Origin of the sequence: Enterobacter sp. RHBSTW-01064 (genome assembly GCF_014103035.1) — a bacterium.
Taxonomy (GTDB): domain Bacteria; phylum Pseudomonadota; class Gammaproteobacteria; order Enterobacterales; family Enterobacteriaceae; genus Enterobacter; species Enterobacter mori.
In genome coordinates, this window is record NZ_JABXOU010000001.1 from 544,741 (window position 1) to 560,792 (window position 16,052).

Consider the following 16,052-nt stretch of genomic DNA (forward strand, 5'->3'; position numbering starts at 1 on the left):
GACTAGTAGGTGACGCTGACGTTTATCGTGTCGGTGTAGGTCCCCGGTACGACCGTCACGCTGTTGCCGCCGCCGGTAATACGCCCGTAGAGGGTGTAACTGTCTACCCCTCCGGCCGTAGAGGCGATCGGCAACGCGGCGTTATTGGCAATCACGGTATTAAACCCGCTGTCGCTGTACAGGCTGTAAGCCACGCCCTGTGCCGTATTGGCGGTGTTAACCAGATAGCGCGCAGGTGTACCTGGCGTGCCGACAACGGTGCCGGGTGCCGTGGAGTTGGTGTTGCCGACGATCGCCACCGTATAGCTGGCGGTCGTGCACTGAATGGTGAAGGTGTTTCCGCCGCTGGCACCGGAGAGCTGCGTGGTCAGGGTAGAAAACGTGGCGGGATGGGTCCCGAAATCGAGCGTACCGAAGTTAATGCCACTTTGCGCGGGCGATCCGTTTATCAGACACCCGTTTGTCAGCGTCAGCGTCGCGCCGATGGTGCCGCTGCTGGTCACGGCCAAAGCCTGAGGGGCCATTGTCGCAGCCAGTAACGAGCCTGCGCAGATCAAAAGGCGTTTTCTTTTCATTTACCACTCTCCAGAAGACGTCGCCGTTCCCTTGCCACATTTTATTTTTGCTGTTCAAGATGTTAGCCCCGCTTAAGGTTCCTCTGAGGGGGGTTATTGAGAATTTAGTTTACGGATATCGCTTCGACCACCTTCCCCATTACACATAAGCGATATGTCTTATTGACTCCCTATCTTTATAAATAACAGAGAGTTAAATTTTTTCAGGCGGCTATTTTGTTTTATCAGGAGAGAATATATCCATTGAAGTGTGATCTTAATCACAATATATCGTCAGCACATTCACAACAAATTTAATAAAACTTAAAAAGGAGTTGTATCCCCCTACGCTTTGCGTCAATTTATGGGCCGAATAATTTCCCGCTTCGTAATAAAAAATTTATATGTATCGACGCGGGCTACATCTGAAGCGCATAGAGGGTCTTTTTTCGTGGCAAGTGCAAACAAACTCACACTCTTCATCGTGATATTCATGCTGGCGGGTATTCTTTCAGGGGCAGCAATTCATGAATATGCATCTGCGGATGCCATCAAAGCCTGGTCGGATAATATTACCCTTCTGACCGATATTTTCCTCCGTCTGATCAAAATGGTGATTGCGCCCCTGGTCTTCAGCACGCTGACCGTTGGCATTATGAAGCTGGGCGAAACCTCCACCATTGGCCGCGTAGGCGGCAAAGCGATGGTGTGGTTTATCAGCTCATCCGTGCTCTCTATTCTGGTGGGGCTGTTTATCGTCACCCTCGAGCATCCAGGAAGCGGTCTGAACCTGACGGTGCCGACAGAAGCTGTGGATACCGGCCTGGCCGTCAGCGGCATGACGCTGAAAGCCTTCCTGTCGCACACCATTCCGACCAGTATCGCAGGGGCGATGTCGAACAATGAGATCCTGCAGATTGTGGTGTTCTCAATGTTCTTCGGCATTGCTGGCGCATCGCTGGGGCAGAAATTCAACGCGCCGCTGGTGGCCGCGCTGGATGTGGTTTCCCATATCATGCTGAAGGTCACGGGTTACGTGATGTACGTTGCGCCGCTGGCCATTTTCGCGGCGATCTCCTCCGTCATCGCCACGCAGGGTCTGGGCATTCTGCTGAACTACGCCTCCTTTATCGGCGGCTACTATGTGGCGATCCTGCTGACCTGCATGGTGCTGCTGGCCGTGGGTTACATGGTGCTGAAAAAAGAGGTGTTTCGCCTGGTCAGCATGCTTAAAGATCCGGTCCTGGTGGCCTTTACCACCAGCAGCTCTGAAGCCGCCTACCCTAAAACGCTGGAACAGCTGGAGCGTTTTGGCTGCTCGCGCAGTATTGCCTCTTTCGTCCTGCCGATTGGTTACTCCTTTAACCTGGTGGGCTCGATGGTTTACTGCTCTTTCGCCTCGATGTTTATCGCCCAGGCATACAACATTCACCTGAGCTTCTCGGAAGTGACGGTTCTGATGCTGACTCTGATGCTGGCGTCAAAAGGCATTGCGGGCGTACCGCGCTCGTCGCTGGTGGTGCTGGCAGCAACCATTCCGAGCTTTAATATTCCGGTGGCGGGTATTCTGCTGCTGATGGGCATCGACCACTTCCTGGATATGGGCCGTTCCGCAATTAACGTTCTGGGGAATGGTATTGCGACCGCGATGCTGTCGCAGAATGAAGGTGCGCGGGAAGCGGAAGCAGATCTGGTGGAGCAGGAAGCGTAAGGATCTAAAAAGGGTGAGGCCTGATGCCCTCACCCCAGCCCTCTCCCACAGGGAGAGGGAGCAAACACAAAAAACGGCAACCTGGGTTGCCGTTTTGCATTTACCTACGCCACATGACTCGCGGCGATATCCAGCAGCGCCATCTCGTCGCTGTTCAGCAGCTTCTCAATGTTCACCAGAATCAGCATACGCTCGCCGAGCGCGCCCAGGCCGGTGAGGTATTCGGTCGACAGCGTGACCGCAAATTCCGGCGCAGGACGGATTTGGTCAGAGGTCAGGGAGAGTACGTCAGATACGCCATCCACCACGATACCCACCACGCGTTGTCCCAGGTTGAGGACGATCACCACGGTGTTGTCGTTATACTCCACGTCGCCCTGGCTGAACTTCACGCGCAGATCGACGATAGGCACGATCACGCCGCGCAGGTTGGTCACGCCTTTGATAAACGCAGGCGTGTTAGCGATGCGGGTAACCTGATCGTAACCACGAATTTCCTGCACTTTCAGGATATCGATGCCGTACTCCTCATCGCCCAAAGTGAATACCAGGAATTCCTGCCCTGATGGCTCGCCCGCCAGCTTCGTTACATTACTCATACCGGTCATGTTTTTACCTTCTACTTAATCAGGCGGCTGTGTACGCCACACGTTGTTCACGATTTAATCCCTGAAGCGCCGACACATCGACGATCAGCGCCACGCTGCCATCGCCCAGAATGGTCGCAGCAGAAATCCCCGGCACTTTGCGGTAGTTGCTTTCGAGGTTCTTCACCACCACCTGGTGCTGACCAATCAGCTGATCGACCAGCAGCGCGTAGCGGCGACCGGCACTTTGCAGGATCACCACGATGCCCTGCGTGGCTTCGGTTTTCGCGCCGTCCACTTCGAACACTTTCCACAGTTCAACCAGCGGGAGATACTCGCCGCGCACTTCCAGCACGCGCTCGCCGCCCGCCAGCGGATGCAGATCTTCCTCACGCGGCTGGAGGGATTCCATCACTGCGTTCAGCGGCAGAATGAAGACTTCGTCCGCCACTTTGACCGACATGCCGTCAAGGATCGCCAGCGTCAACGGCAGCAGAATGCGAATGGTTGTGCCAGAGCCCTGTTTAGACTGGATCTCAACGTGGCCGCCCATCTCCTGGATGTTACGTTTCACCACGTCCATGCCCACGCCGCGCCCGGACACGTCGGTCACCTGCTCGGCGGTTGAGAAGCCCGGCGCGAAGATCAGCATGCCCACTTCTTCGTCGGTCATGTTTTCGTTAACCGCCATCCCCTGCGAAATCGCCTTCGCCAGAATGCGCTCGCGGTTCAGGCCCGCGCCGTCATCGGTCACTTCGATGCAGATGTTCCCGCCCTGATGTTCCGCGGAAAGAATCAGGTTTCCGACAGGGGATTTCCCCGCCGCCACGCGGTTTTCCGGCAACTCAATGCCGTGGTCGAGGCTGTTACGCACCAGGTGCGTTAACGGGTCAATGATGCGTTCAATCAGGCTTTTGTCCAGCTCGGTGGAGCTGCCCATCAGCGTCAGTTCAATCTGCTTATTGAGCTTGCTGGCAAGGTCGCGCACCAGGCGCGGGAAGCGGCTGAAGACATATTCCATCGGCATCATACGGATGGACATCACCGATTCCTGCAGATCGCGGGCGTTACGTTGTAACTGCCCCATGCTGGTGATGAGATCGCCGTGGGTCACCGGGTCCAGTTCGTTAGAACGCTGTGCCAGCATCGACTGGGTGATCACCAGTTCACCGACGAGGTTAATCAGCTGATCCACCTTCTCAACCGCCACGCGGATGCTGGTGGACTCGCTGGAGCGCGCGGCCGGTTTTTCACCGCGGGCAGGTGCAGCCGTATCTTTCGGCACGGCTTTTAATGCTGGCGTGGCCGGTACGACGGCAGGCGCAGCCGCTTGTGCGACCTCTTCCACTGCGACAGGGGCATCGACTGCCGCGGCTTCAGTTTCAAAGGCAATTTGGTCGGCTTCGATAACAAAGCACAGCACCGCCACAATATCGTCCTGACTGATACCGTCATCCAGCGTCGCGGCAAGGCTGTCTTTACCTTTCACCACGTTGCTCAATGTCGCCAGGTTGCCCAGTTCTTCTTCGAGAAGGTTGACTTCGCTCTCTTTAAGACGGGATAACACCACGCGCAGTTTCGCCGGGCGGTCGGCAACGGGCGCCGCGTCCTGTGCGGCCATGGCATCAACAACGCTCAGCTTCGCCGCCGGTACGGCAGCGACCACGTCACCTTTTGCTTCCAGCGCCAGCTGGCGCAGCGCGTTGCAGATATATTCAAAGCTGGCGGCATCAGGCTCTGCCGAACTTTTATAGGCGTCGAGCTGTTCCTGCATAATATCTTTGGTTTCCAAAAACAGGTTGATAATGTCGGTATTGAGCTGCATCTCACCGCGTCGTGCTTCATCCAGCAGGTTTTCCATTAAATGGGTCGTTTCCTGCAAAATGGTAAATCCAAAGGTCCCTGCACCGCCTTTAATAGAATGCGCTGCACGGAAAATGGCATTGAGCTGCTCTGAATCCGGTGCTTCAGGCACCAGGTCCAGCAGGTGTTGCTCCATATCGGCCAACAGTTCATCGGCTTCATCAAAAAATGTCTGGTAAAAATCGCTAATATCCATGCTCACGCTATCACCTCGGATTGGCTGGTGGCGATGTTGGAACGGCAGCCGAAGGAACGGCCCCAGGCTGTTTTAAATCGTCCAGTGACTCATTCTGACTTTCGGCGTTTTCATGCAGGATGGCCTGCTCCGCCTGCTGGTTCAGCACTAAAAGACTGATACGACGGTTGATGGCGTCGTCCGGCCCGCGGTCGGTGACGCGCATGGTTGCTGCCATGCCGACCACGCGCAGAACCTTGCCATCATCAAGCCCACCCGCCACCAGCTCGCGACGCGAGGCGTTGGCACGATCGGCAGAAAGCTCCCAGTTGCTGTATCCCTTCTCACCGCTGGCGTACGGGAAATCATCCGTGTGGCCTGACAGGCTGATTCGGTTAGGAATGCCGTTCAGGACCGGGGCAATGGCGCGTAAAATATCGCGCATATACGGCTCAACGTCCGCACTGCCGGTTTTAAACATTGGGCGGTTCTGGCTGTCGATAATCTGGATACGCAGACCTTCCTGCACCAGATCGATCTTCAGGTGCGGGCGCAGCGCGCGCAGTTTCGGGTCCGCTTCAATCAGCTGATCGAGATCGCCACGCAGTTTCTTCAGGCGCGCCTGTTCCATTCGTCTTTTCAGATCGTCGATGTTTGGCTCTTTTTTCACTTCACCCTTCTGCTGGGTGTAATCGTCGCCACCGCCAGGAATGGGGCTCTCGCTGTTCGAAATGCGCGGCCCACCGGTCACCGCCGTTGCCAGCGGCGTTCTGAAATATTCCGCAATCTGGATCAGCTCTTTCGGGCTGGAGATGGAGATCAGCCACATCACCAGAAAGAACGCCATCATGGCAGTCATAAAGTCGGCGTAAGCAATTTTCCACGAGCCGTGGGAACCGTGTCCGTGCCCCTTATGCTTGCGCTTTTTTACGATGACGATCGGATGGGACTGGTTTTTCATGCGTCCTCAGTTGTCGTCTGTTGGTTTGGGTTTTTCACCGCACGCACGTGTTCTTCAAGCTCGATAAACGACGGACGCTCGCTGGAGTACAGCGTTTTACGGCCAAATTCTACGGCGATCGGTGGTGCGTAACCGTTGAGGTTGGAGAGCAGCGTGATCTTCACGCACTGCATCATTTTGGTGGTTTCCGCGCTCTTTTGACGCAGAACGCTCGCCAGCGGGGAGATAAAACCGTACGCCAGCAAGATACCGAGGAAAGTCCCGACCATCGCGTGGGCAATCAGCGCACCTAACTCTGCCGCCGGACGATCCGCCGAGGCCAGCGCGTGAACCACCCCCATCACCGCCGCAACGATACCAAACGCCGGAAGCGAGTCGCCCACCAGCGCCAGGCTGTTGGCTGGCACTTCAGATTCACTTTCGTGGGTTTCGATCTCTTCGTCCATCAGCGCTTCAATTTCGAAGGTGTTCATGTTGCCGCTGATGATCAGGCGCAGGTAATCGACGATAAAATCCAGCATCATCGCGTCAGCCAGGATACGTGGATAGCTGGCGAAGATTTCGCTCTCTTTCGGGTTTTCGATATCACGCTCCAGCGAGAACATGCCCTGCTGACGTGACTTCGCCATCAGGCGATAGAGCAGCGCCAGCAGATCCATATACATGCTTTTGGTGTATTTCGAGCGACGGAACAGCAACGGAATCGCTTTCAGCGTGCCCTTGATCGATTTACCGTTGTTACCAACGATAAAAGCCCCTACCCCTGCACCGCCGATGATAATAAGTTCAGCCGGTTGATAGAGTGCTCCAAGGTGCCCGCCGGTCATCATGTAACCGCCGAAAACTGTACCGAGAACTACCAGGTAACCTAATAAGATAAGCACGACATCATCCTTCCGCTAGTGACTAAGGCAGGACGTTCATTTCGACAGCGTTACCGGAATGCGGGGTAAAAAAAAGCAGCGGTAATTGCTTACCGCTGCTGGAATCTTGCCCACACGTTCGGGTTAAACAGCTTGTTCGATCTGTTCATCCAGCAGTTGTGGAATAATATCGGCAGCATCCCGGGAAAGTTTACGTCTTTTTACGGCGCGGGATGGAGGCTGGCATAAACTACAGGCGAAGCTGCCAGCAGGCTGATGAGCATGGGTAATAAAATTGCCATCGCAGCAGTTGCAGCGAGACAGTTCAAGCATTCCGCTTTCAACAAAACGCACCAGCGTCCATGCGCGGGTCAGTGCCAGCAGGGGTCCATCTTCCTGCTGAGGGCATTGTTCAAGGTAAAGTTTATACGCTTTGATCACGGCATCGACGCCGCTACACAAACCGGTTTTCAGAAGGTACTGCCAGGCGTTACAGAACATCGATGCATGGATATTCTGTTCCCAGGTCATAAACCAGTCCGTTGAGAACGGCAGCATTCCTTTAGGCGGTGGACTACCACGTAATTCTTTATACAGTTTGATGAGACGACCACGGCTCAGCTGAGTCTCGCTTTCCAGCATTTGTAAACGAGCACCCAGCGTAATCAGCTCCATTGCCAGCTGTATATCACGCGCTTCCTGAACAATGCTTTTCTCGCTCATTTTTATGCCCTTTTCTTACGGGCAACGTCATCAGGCTGGCTGATTTCGCTGAGCAATCGTGTAGAGAGAAGAATACCGGTATGGACCTGTTGAAGATCGTCAACGCGGGATTCCTGGGTCAGACGCGTGATTGTCTGCGGATTATCAAAGCGGAATTGGCAAACGAGTTGATTCGTTTCTGCCAGCTTGACCATTTGCGGGAGTGTTAATCCCCCCAACATGGTTGCCATCTCTTCGTTAATACCCAGACGAAACATCGCGGACGCTTTGTCCTGACTAATCAAACGCTGCGCGAGCAGTAAATATGACAAATTGATGTCATAGATATGTTTTAGCAACTCGGATGTATGCATTGTTCCCATCCCGAATAACCAACTATTATTTTTATGCGGAAAGACCGCACCCCGTGATGTCGCCGGGAAATCACCCGGTATAAAAAAGAAAAGGCTAAATGCATAGTTGAATTTAGGTTTGTATTCAGCAAAACGTACAACAGCTGAAACGCAGCTGCGCCTCATATCGTTTTATCATTTCTTACAAATAACTAAGATTTTTCCTAATTCGACGCAAACTCTACTCGTCAGTTTTGACACATACAATGCAGCCATCCTCAAATTTAAAAAAAATGTGATCTGCATCACACAATTTAAGTGAATATTCTCCATAAATCCATCAGTATGACTTGTAATTTGGTCAAAATTTCACCAAACGAGACTGTTTTATATTCTTGAAGAGCGAATACTCATGCATGCGTATGAACAGATACGGCATAGCAATTGCTTTTTCTGCTTATATTGACTACGCCAATCATTCACATCGCGTACATCTGGCAGTCACACTTCCATTACTTAGTAAAAACATATAGTTATGAAAAAAGCGCATAAAATTTATTTCACTGCGTGATCATTCAAATTGTGTTTATAACAGGTTAAAACGATTTAACGCGACTGACTAAAAAAAGTGTGATTTACGTTAAGTTGTTAATTTTTTTCATTTAGACACACTTTGCAATTATTCTTCTTATAAGAATAATTAATGAATAATTATGATAAGCTTCACACTAATGCCCTATTCCCCCCTTGCGGAAGTCTTGAAATCGCGGTAAAGCTGAAGAAACCTTGTTGTTCAGACATCAAAGGAGTGCGTGATGAGTTACACCCATCTTCTTGTTTCTGTTGCGGTTTCGCCGGAAAGTCATCAACTCGTCGCCCGTGCCGTTTCTATCGCCAGACCCACCAATGCTCGCATCAGCCTGATCACACTGACAGCCGAACCCGAAATGTACAATCAACTGGCGGCCCCCATGCTGGAGGATATTCGTGAGGTTTTGCAGGAAGAAACACAGCAGTTTCTGCGAGAACTGGTCGAAAAGGCGCAATATCCGGTTCACCAGACCATTATTGCTACCGGGGAATTAAACGAACATATTCTTAGCTTGTGCCAAAAACAGAATATTGATTTGGTGATCTGCGGTAATCATAACCAAAGCTTTTTTTCGCGCGCGGCATGTTCTGCGAAATCGATTGTCGCCTCAAGCCAGGTCGATGTGTTGTTAGTCCCTCTCGGGGGCTCATAAAGCCCCCGAGGAATATCACGCCAGTTTAGGGAAAGTCGCGATCTTTTTTTGCAGCTGTCCCTCATGGCTCTGCGGTTCAATTTCACGCAGATCGTCTATAAAACGAGCCTGCCAGTGGTTAATGTCATTTTTACGGATGGTCTCCATCATCTCCGCATGGCGAGATATACGCTCCGCCAGCGGCATGGTTAAGGCGCGGTGTAGGGCGTTCGCGACGTCATCGCGATCGTAAGGGTTAACGATGAGTGCTGAAGTAAGCTCATTCGCCGCACCGGCAAATTGAGACAGCACCAGTACCCCAGGGTCCGCAGGATCTTGTGCTGCGACATACTCCTTTGCCACCAGATTCATCCCGTCACGCAGGGGCGTCACCAGCCCGACGTCCGCATAGCGAAAGACCTTCATCAGGATCTTGCGCTCAAAGTGTTGATTCAGATAGAAAAGGGGTGTCCAGCCTAGCTGTCCGTAGCGGCCGTTGATGCGCCCTGCTTCGGTCTCCAGCTGGTGACGAATATCCTGATAAGCCTGCACCTCGCCGCGCGACGTCGGCGCTATCTGCGTATAGCGAATTTTGCCGTGATGCTGCGGATATTTCTCCAGTAACGTTTCATACGCCAGGAAGCGCTCCGGTAAGCCTTTGGAGTAATCGAGGCGCTCTACTGAAAAGATATTCTTAACGTTTTTAAGCTCATTTTTCAGCTGTGCCAGTTTTGGCGGCAACGGGCCAGACGCTTGTTCGGCAATTTCTTCCGGCTCGATGCCGATAGGATAAACCTCCGTATGGAAGGTTTTACCCCAGGCCGCGTGCGATTTACCGCCATGCGTAACCAGCCGCGTTTTACCCGACACGCTGTCGAGGAAAGCCAGCCTGTCATTTTCAGTCTGGAAACCCAGGAGATCGTAATCGGACAGTGCTTCCAGGATCTCGTCGTGCTGCGGAAGCGCCGTGAAGATCTCCGGCGTCGGGAAGGGAATATGCAGGAAGAAGCCGATACGGTTGTTGACGCCGCGTCTTCTCAACTCTCGGGCAAAGGGCAGAAGATGATAATCGTGGATCCATAAAATATCGTCTTCTTTAATTAATGGCAGCAGTTTATCGGCCAGCAGAGCATTGACGCGCATATAGCCTTCATAAGACTCGCGCTGGAATTTGACCAGATCCAGGCGGTAGTGGAAGGCAGGCCACAGTACGGCATTAGAGAACTCGGAATAATATTCGTTATAGTCCTGTTCGTTCAGGGCGAAAGAGGCCCACGTAATGTTGCCGCGCGAGACTTTCTTAAGCGGCTTCTCTTCGTTACTGATTTCCCCACTCCAGCCAAACCAGAGTCCTCCGGCGGCTTTTAGGGCACCTAATACCCCCACCGCCAGGCCACCCGCGCTGGCTTTTTTATCATCCGGCGGTGCAATGCGATTAGAGACGACGATTAAGCGACCCATATAGATTTCTCCCGTTGTGTTGCGCTATTTGTTGTTGTTGCTGGTTAGCGACGTCAGATATCCACTGCCAGACGCTGGCGACGCTTTCCAGCCGCCATCCGGCACATGTTTCTCCAGGCCCGACTTTGACAGACATCCCGCCGGCCTTATTGACCACCATAAACCCGGCCTCATCGGTCAGGTCATCCCCCAAAAATACCGGCTTACGCCCCTGAAAAGGTGGCTCGGCCATAAACGCCGCAATAGCAGCGCCTTTGTTGATCCCTTCAGGTTTAATCTCAATGACGCACTTCCCCGGCTGTAACGCGAGCTCCGGGTGCGCATCGGCCACGCCGCGGGCGATGGCAAAGACTGCCGCTTCATGATGCGGTGCCTGACGATAGTGCAGAGCAAAGGCCATACCTTTGGCTTCCAGCTCGGTACCCGGCAGCGCCTCCAGAGCAGAAGAGAGATGAGTATGCAGCGACTGAATTAAGGCATCGGGGAGTGAGACAATATGCTGTTGATCATGGATATCGCGGCGCTCCGCTCCGTGTACACCGGCCAGCGGAAAGTGATATGGACTGGCGAGCATGTCCAGCTCGGCCATTGAGCGCCCTGAAATCAATGCCAGTGCCCCCTCGTTCATCCGCGAGAGCTGCTGCAAATCCTCTAACACCGTATCCGGTACGACGACCTCATCTGGATGCGGCTTTATCCCGGCGAGTGTTCCGTCGAGGTCAAAAAAGAAAGCAAATTTTCCGGGCAGTACAGGCGGTGCGGTTAACAAGTCAGCCACCCTTTTCCTCCTTACAGTGAGTAAACAGCCATGTAAGTATAGACAGTGTGACGGTGCTCGCCATTTGACAACCGCCCCGTCAGTAAAACTGGCGGGGCGGTTAAGGGGTCAACTATGGTTATTAGTTGAGCAATAAAAAGCGCGGAAAGGCGTTAAACGGTACGCTTCGCTTTTTGCTTGTAACGGTCGAAAATCACGGCTGCGAGCAGGATCAGACCCCGCACCACGTACTGCGAGAATGGCGAAATATTCAACAGGTTCATGGCGTTCTCCACCGTCCCCAAAATCAGGATACCGGCTACCACATATGAGATTTTTCCGATGCCGCCTTTCAGGGAAACTCCCCCCAAAACGCAGGCTGAGATGACGATCAGCTCATAACCAATGGAGGTCATCGGCTGGCCGCTGGTCATGCGCGATGCCAGAATGATCCCGGCTGCTGCGGAGACCAGCCCGGAGAGCACAAAGATAATGATCTTGGTGCGCACCACCGGAACACCCGCCAGGCGCGCCGCCTCTTCATTCCCGCCAATCGCCAGCGTGTTACGGCCAAACGTGGTGCGGTTAAGCAGGAAGCCAAACAGGATCAGGCAGGCGACCGTCAGCCAGATTGGCGCAGGCAGACCCAGCCAGTTGGCATAGCCCAGGGTAAAGAAGCGCTCGTCTTCGATCCCCACGGCTTTCCCGTCGGAGATGATATAGGCCAGACCACGCACAATTTGCATGGTCGCAAGCGTCGTGATCAGGGCGTTAATCTTCAGGCGGGCAATCACAAACCCGTTCACCAGGCCGCTCAGCACGCCGAGCATCAACCCTGCAAAGACGCCAATCCACAGGCTCTCGGTCATGTTGATAACGACTGCCGTGGTCACGCCTGCGCAGGCGATTACCGAGGCCACCGACAGGTCAAAATCGCCCGACGCCAGGCAGAACAGCATGCCGCAGGCCACCATGCCGGACATGGAGATTGCCAGCCCCAGCCCCTTCATATTGATGAAGGTGGCAAAGTTCGGCACAAAAATCGCGCAGGCGAGGAACAGCGCGGCAAAGACCACCAGCATACCGTACTGGTCCCAGATGCGGCCAAAACTGAAAGCCGACTTCGGCGCTCCGGATGTAGTTACAGAGGACATCATTGACTCCTTACTCAGGCGACAGCCTGGCTAACTTTAGGCATGGCGAGACTCAACGCCTGTTGTTCATTCGCCTGTTCATGCAGCAACTCACCGGCAATTTCACCTTCACGCATCACGACGATGCGGTCGGCAACGCCAAGCACCTCAGGCAGATCGCTGGAGGCGAACAGCACCGCCACGCCGCGTTTTGCCAGTTCATAAATCACGTTATAGATTTCGTGTTTTGCCCCCACGTCGATACCGCGCGTCGGCTCATCCAGCAAAATGACCTTCATATCTTCCGACAGCCAGCGGCCCAGAATCGCTTTTTGCTGATTACCGCCGGAGAGGTTCATGATCAGCTGCTCCGCACCCGGCGTTTTGATGTTCAGCGAGCGGATATGGTGGTCGGCGTTGCTCGCTTCCCAGCCGTCATTGATCAGGCACCCCGCGCGGATGTATTTGCGTCTTGCAGAGATATTGATGTTGTCGCGCACCGAGTGGACCGGAATGATCCCCTCCGCTTTGCGATCTTCCGGGCAGAGCATCATGCCCGCATTGATCGCATGAGCGGGCTTCTGGATATCGATTTTTTGACCGTCAATCGAGACCTGCCCCTGTGTGATCCGCGTGCCGCCAAACAACCCTTTCATCAGTTCGCTGCGCCCTGCCCCGACAAGGCCAAACAGTCCGACGATTTCACCGCTGCGCACCGAAAGAGAAATCGGCGTGCGTACGCCGGGCGCTTTAACGTTATCCAGACGCAGACGCTCCGGGCCGTACTCGCGCGGCTGCCAGTGGTAAATATCGCCCAGCTCGCGTCCGACCATCGCCTGAACCAGCTGGTCATGGTTAACCTGTGCCATGTCCGTGAACGTCCGCACGTAGCGACCGTCCTTAAACACGGTGATGGCATCGCTTAGGGCAAAGATCTCCTCCATACGGTGCGAAACGTACAGAATGATGCGGCCTTCTTTGCGCAGCTCGCGGATAACCCGGAACAGATTTTCAATTTCACGGGCGGAGAGCGAACTGGTCGGTTCATCAAAGGCGATAATCTTGGCGTTACGCGCCAGCGCCTTGGCAATTTCAACCATCTGCCACTGGCCGATGGAGAGATATTTCAGGGGCGTTTGCGGATCAACATCCAGCCCAAGGTGTTTAAGCTGCAGCCCCGCTTCGTAATTGAGTAGCGAACGATTTACCACGCCGCTTTTGTGCGGAAGCTGACCTAAATAGATGTTCTCTGCCACGGTCATTTCAGGAATGAGGTGCAGTTCCTGATAGATGATGGCGACCCCGGCATTGAGAGCCGCCGTCGTATCGGCAAACGCCACCTCTTCGCCGCGTATCGCCAACGTGCCGGTTGTGGGGGTGTAGTTACCGCTGAGAATTTTCAACAGCGTGGATTTTCCCGCGCCGTTCTCCCCCATCAGCGCGTGGACCTGACCGGCATAGCAGTCGAAGCTGATATCGGTCAGCGCGTTAACACCGGGGAAGGTTTTCCCGATGCCGCGAAAAGAGAGATAGGGATCAGACTGTTGCATAACGACTCCGTGATTCCTGTAGTGTGTACGTCTGGCCCCTCAGAAAAATGAGGGGCACAATCACAACGTATTACTTACCGCCCAGTCCTTTTTTCGCCAGCTCCTCTTTGAAGTTGTCGCGGGTGATCAGCACCACGTCGGTCACTTCGGTGAATTTCGGCGGTTCAGCCCCTTTGGTCACCCAGTTGTAGAGCATTTCGCTGGATTTGTAGCCGTGAACATCCGGGCTTGGCAGCAGCGAGCCGTAGAAGCCGGTCGCCTGCGCTTTGGACAGTTCGCTGACCGCGTCCACGCCGTTGATGCCGATGCCGATAACGTCAGGCGCCTTGAAGCCCTGGCCTTCGGTTGCGCGCACGCCGCCCAGCACGGTGTTGTCGTTCATGCCGACCACCAGCCAGTGTTTGACTTCCGGATGCTGGACCAGCATAGAGTTAGCCGCGTCGAACGCGCCCGGGATGTCGTTAGATTTGGTTGGAACTTTGTAGATCTGCTTTTCCGGGAAACCGGCCGCTTTCAGGGCGTCCATGGAACCGGTAGTACGACGACGCGCCGTGTCCAGCTCGTCAGCGGTAATCGCCATCACGCCGGTTTCTTTTACATCCCAGCCGCGTTTTTGCATCTCTTTATAGAGTTCCTGGCCCTGACGTTCGCCGATTTTGGTCGCCGCCATCATCACCAGCGGGACGCTGTCCATCGGCTTACCTTTGGCGTTCACGAACTGGTCATCAACCGCAATGACCTTCATGTCATAGCCACGTGCTTTGGCGGCAATCGCTGAACCCAGTTTCGGATCAGGGGTACAGATAACAAACCCTTTCGCACCGCTGGCCGCCAGGCTGTCGATGGCGTTCAGGGTTTTTTCACCGTCCGGCACGGCGATTTTAATCACTTCAAAACCTAAATCTTTTCCGGCTTTATCGGCGAATTTCCACTCGGTCTGGAACCAGGGTTCTTCAGGTTGTTTAACCAAAAAACCGAGTTTTAAATTTTCAGCGATAGCGGATTGTGACATAACGGCAGCCAGGCCGATGGCCGCCAGCGCTTTAGTAAATTTGTGCATGGTAAACTCCAGCTTTAGCAATCTTTTCTGTAGGGAATATTTGCGTGCTTCTTATTTAATCGGACTTAAAACAAGACATTAGCGCTTACCTCGTCATAAGCGTTAGTGCTGGTGATAGTTTTAGCGGGAAATTAATCATCCATAAGAGAGCGGCATCACACCGCAGAATTACAGTAATTGCGTACATAAATTCAGCGGAAAATGACATAAAAACGGCAGGAATTGTCAGACAATTAAAATGGGGTTAAGCAGAATAATCCATAAGATTAGCCAAGAAGTCCCTGACAGCCGGACGCCATCACGTCCGGCAGGGAAACTACCAGGCGTAATAGATGTGATCCGCGTGATCGCGGACAGGCGCTTCGTCACCCAACAGGCGAGCAGAAAGGGTCAGCGCAAAGTCAAACGCGTGGCCCAGACCTTTACCGCTGATCAGGTTTTTATCCTCAACGACCGGTGCATCCACGTATTCACCGTCCGTTACGGTTTCCCATAAATCTCCCGAGCAGACGTAACGGCGTCCTTTGAGTAACCCGTTACCGCCCAGCACGCGCGCTGCGGCAGAACAGAGGGGACAAATCAATTTTCCACTTTCATCATGTGTGGACACAAAACGGATGACCTCCCGGCTAGCGGCCAGATTGACGCTTCCCTGCGGCCCTCCGGGTAACACCACCGCATCGTAAAGCGTGTTCAGACGTTCGGATAACGTACAGTCTGCCACCATCGGGATGTTATGGTAGCTCATTACCGCCCGAGATTCTGCGCAAGCCAGGGTTTCCACCTCGATATTCAACCGACGCAGAATATCAATCGTAATAATTGCTTCTGCTTCCTCAAAACCAGGTGCCAGCAGCACCGCAACGTTGGCCATGTTAACCTCAGTGAATGGAATACATTAAAACACTGTTTCATTTTCACAGAGTCATCAGGAACAATCCTGCACGGCGATCACATTACCGTCATTTTTGCAAAAATTGATTTAGCGCAACTTTACGCCCATAGAATATATTTTGAATTAATCATGCATATTTGTTCTATTCACAGAATATTCTGTTACCAGACTATTTAACGCTGTGTTCCCAGAGCAATAAATATA

General features: G+C 53.4%; 15 protein-coding genes. 2 read left to right on the forward strand and 13 right to left on the reverse strand.

Annotated features, from left to right (window positions below):
• Window positions 1-2: 2 nt before the first annotated feature.
• Entirely contained in the window at window positions 3-575 is a 573-nt protein-coding gene (locus tag HV355_RS02525; protein WP_108417567.1) for a spore coat protein U domain-containing protein, read from the reverse strand.
• A gap of 430 nt (window positions 576-1,005) precedes the next feature.
• Between HV355_RS02525 and HV355_RS02530 the strand changes: the two genes are divergently transcribed.
• Window positions 1,006-2,265 (forward strand): dicarboxylate/amino acid:cation symporter, encoded by a 1,260-nt coding sequence (locus tag HV355_RS02530; RefSeq protein ID WP_182400802.1) that lies wholly within the window; start codon window positions 1,006-1,008, stop codon window positions 2,263-2,265.
• A 104-nt stretch (window positions 2,266-2,369) separates the two neighbouring features.
• Here the strand turns inward: HV355_RS02530 and cheW are convergent, their stop codons facing one another.
• The 6 genes from cheW to flhD form a co-directional block, all read right to left on the reverse strand.
• Window positions 2,370-2,873, reverse strand: coding sequence for a chemotaxis protein CheW (gene cheW, locus HV355_RS02535; protein ID WP_010432502.1), 504 nt, complete (start codon window positions 2,871-2,873; stop codon window positions 2,370-2,372).
• A 19-nt stretch (window positions 2,874-2,892) separates the two neighbouring features.
• On the reverse strand, window positions 2,893-4,917 hold the full coding sequence (cheA, locus tag HV355_RS02540; protein WP_126816295.1) for a chemotaxis protein CheA: 2,025 nt from the start codon (window positions 4,915-4,917) through the stop codon (window positions 2,893-2,895).
• Between the two features lie 4 nt (window positions 4,918-4,921).
• Window positions 4,922-5,851 carry a flagellar motor protein MotB gene (gene motB / locus HV355_RS02545; RefSeq protein ID WP_010432487.1) on the reverse strand — a complete coding sequence of 310 codons (930 nt, stop codon included), beginning with the start codon at window positions 5,849-5,851 and terminating at the stop codon, window positions 4,922-4,924.
• Window positions 5,848-6,735 carry a flagellar motor stator protein MotA gene (gene motA / locus HV355_RS02550; protein ID WP_008500417.1) on the reverse strand — a complete coding sequence of 296 codons (888 nt, stop codon included), beginning with the start codon at window positions 6,733-6,735 and terminating at the stop codon, window positions 5,848-5,850. Before motA ends, motB begins: the two co-directional genes overlap by 4 nt.
• 123 nt (window positions 6,736-6,858) lie before the next feature.
• Window positions 6,859-7,443 (reverse strand): flagellar transcriptional regulator FlhC, encoded by a 585-nt coding sequence (gene flhC, locus HV355_RS02555; protein ID WP_172411157.1) that lies wholly within the window; start codon window positions 7,441-7,443, stop codon window positions 6,859-6,861.
• On the reverse strand, window positions 7,440-7,790 hold the full coding sequence (gene flhD / locus HV355_RS02560) for a flagellar transcriptional regulator FlhD (RefSeq protein WP_010432485.1): 351 nt from the start codon (window positions 7,788-7,790) through the stop codon (window positions 7,440-7,442). The genes flhC and flhD overlap by 4 nt, the downstream gene beginning before the upstream one ends.
• Window positions 7,791-8,584: 794 nt before the next feature.
• Between flhD and uspC the strand changes: the two genes are divergently transcribed.
• The gene (uspC, locus tag HV355_RS02565) at window positions 8,585-9,013 is read left to right on the forward strand and encodes a universal stress protein UspC (RefSeq protein WP_010432484.1); all 429 of its coding nucleotides are present in this window, start codon (window positions 8,585-8,587) and stop codon (window positions 9,011-9,013) included.
• Window positions 9,014-9,028: 15 nt separating this feature from the next.
• Here the strand turns inward: uspC and otsA are convergent, their stop codons facing one another.
• The 6 genes from otsA to HV355_RS02595 form a co-directional block, all read right to left on the reverse strand.
• Window positions 9,029-10,453 (reverse strand): alpha,alpha-trehalose-phosphate synthase, encoded by a 1,425-nt coding sequence (otsA, locus tag HV355_RS02570; protein WP_089601066.1) that lies wholly within the window; start codon window positions 10,451-10,453, stop codon window positions 9,029-9,031.
• Window positions 10,428-11,231, reverse strand: a complete 804-nt coding sequence (otsB, locus tag HV355_RS02575) for a trehalose-phosphatase (protein ID WP_182400803.1) — start codon at window positions 11,229-11,231, stop codon at window positions 10,428-10,430. Before otsB ends, otsA begins: the two co-directional genes overlap by 26 nt.
• 152 nt (window positions 11,232-11,383) lie before the next feature.
• Window positions 11,384-12,364, reverse strand: coding sequence for an arabinose ABC transporter permease AraH (gene araH, locus HV355_RS02580; RefSeq protein WP_010432481.1), 981 nt, complete (start codon window positions 12,362-12,364; stop codon window positions 11,384-11,386).
• 14 nt (window positions 12,365-12,378) lie between these two features.
• On the reverse strand, window positions 12,379-13,893 hold the full coding sequence (araG, locus tag HV355_RS02585; RefSeq protein WP_182400804.1) for an L-arabinose ABC transporter ATP-binding protein AraG: 1,515 nt from the start codon (window positions 13,891-13,893) through the stop codon (window positions 12,379-12,381).
• Between the two features lie 70 nt (window positions 13,894-13,963).
• Window positions 13,964-14,953 (reverse strand): arabinose ABC transporter substrate-binding protein AraF, encoded by a 990-nt coding sequence (gene araF / locus HV355_RS02590; protein WP_049006600.1) that lies wholly within the window; start codon window positions 14,951-14,953, stop codon window positions 13,964-13,966.
• A 316-nt stretch (window positions 14,954-15,269) separates the two neighbouring features.
• Window positions 15,270-15,827 (reverse strand): DJ-1 family glyoxalase III, encoded by a 558-nt coding sequence (locus HV355_RS02595; protein ID WP_182400805.1) that lies wholly within the window; start codon window positions 15,825-15,827, stop codon window positions 15,270-15,272.
• Window positions 15,828-16,052: the final 225 nt, after the last annotated feature.

Excerpts from the sequence above, each read along its gene's own strand:
- cheW (WP_010432502.1), bottom strand. The coding sequence starts at position 2,873 with ATGACCGGTATGAGTAATGTAACGAAGCTGGCGGGCGAGCCATCAGGG.
- HV355_RS02595 (WP_182400805.1), bottom strand. The coding sequence starts at position 15,827 with ATGGCCAACGTTGCGGTGCTGCTGGCACCTGGTTTTGAGGAAGCAGAA.
- araH (WP_010432481.1), bottom strand. The coding sequence starts at position 12,364 with ATGTCCTCTGTAACTACATCCGGAGCGCCGAAGTCGGCTTTCAGTTTT.
- araG (WP_182400804.1), bottom strand. The coding sequence starts at position 13,893 with ATGCAACAGTCTGATCCCTATCTCTCTTTTCGCGGCATCGGGAAAACC.
- uspC (WP_010432484.1), top strand. The coding sequence starts at position 8,585 with ATGAGTTACACCCATCTTCTTGTTTCTGTTGCGGTTTCGCCGGAAAGT.
- motB (WP_010432487.1), bottom strand. The coding sequence starts at position 5,851 with ATGAAAAACCAGTCCCATCCGATCGTCATCGTAAAAAAGCGCAAGCAT.
- araF (WP_049006600.1), bottom strand. The coding sequence starts at position 14,953 with ATGCACAAATTTACTAAAGCGCTGGCGGCCATCGGCCTGGCTGCCGTT.
- HV355_RS02525 (WP_108417567.1), bottom strand. The coding sequence starts at position 575 with ATGAAAAGAAAACGCCTTTTGATCTGCGCAGGCTCGTTACTGGCTGCG.
- otsA (WP_089601066.1), bottom strand. The coding sequence starts at position 10,453 with ATGGGTCGCTTAATCGTCGTCTCTAATCGCATTGCACCGCCGGATGAT.
- flhD (WP_010432485.1), bottom strand. The coding sequence starts at position 7,790 with ATGCATACATCCGAGTTGCTAAAACATATCTATGACATCAATTTGTCA.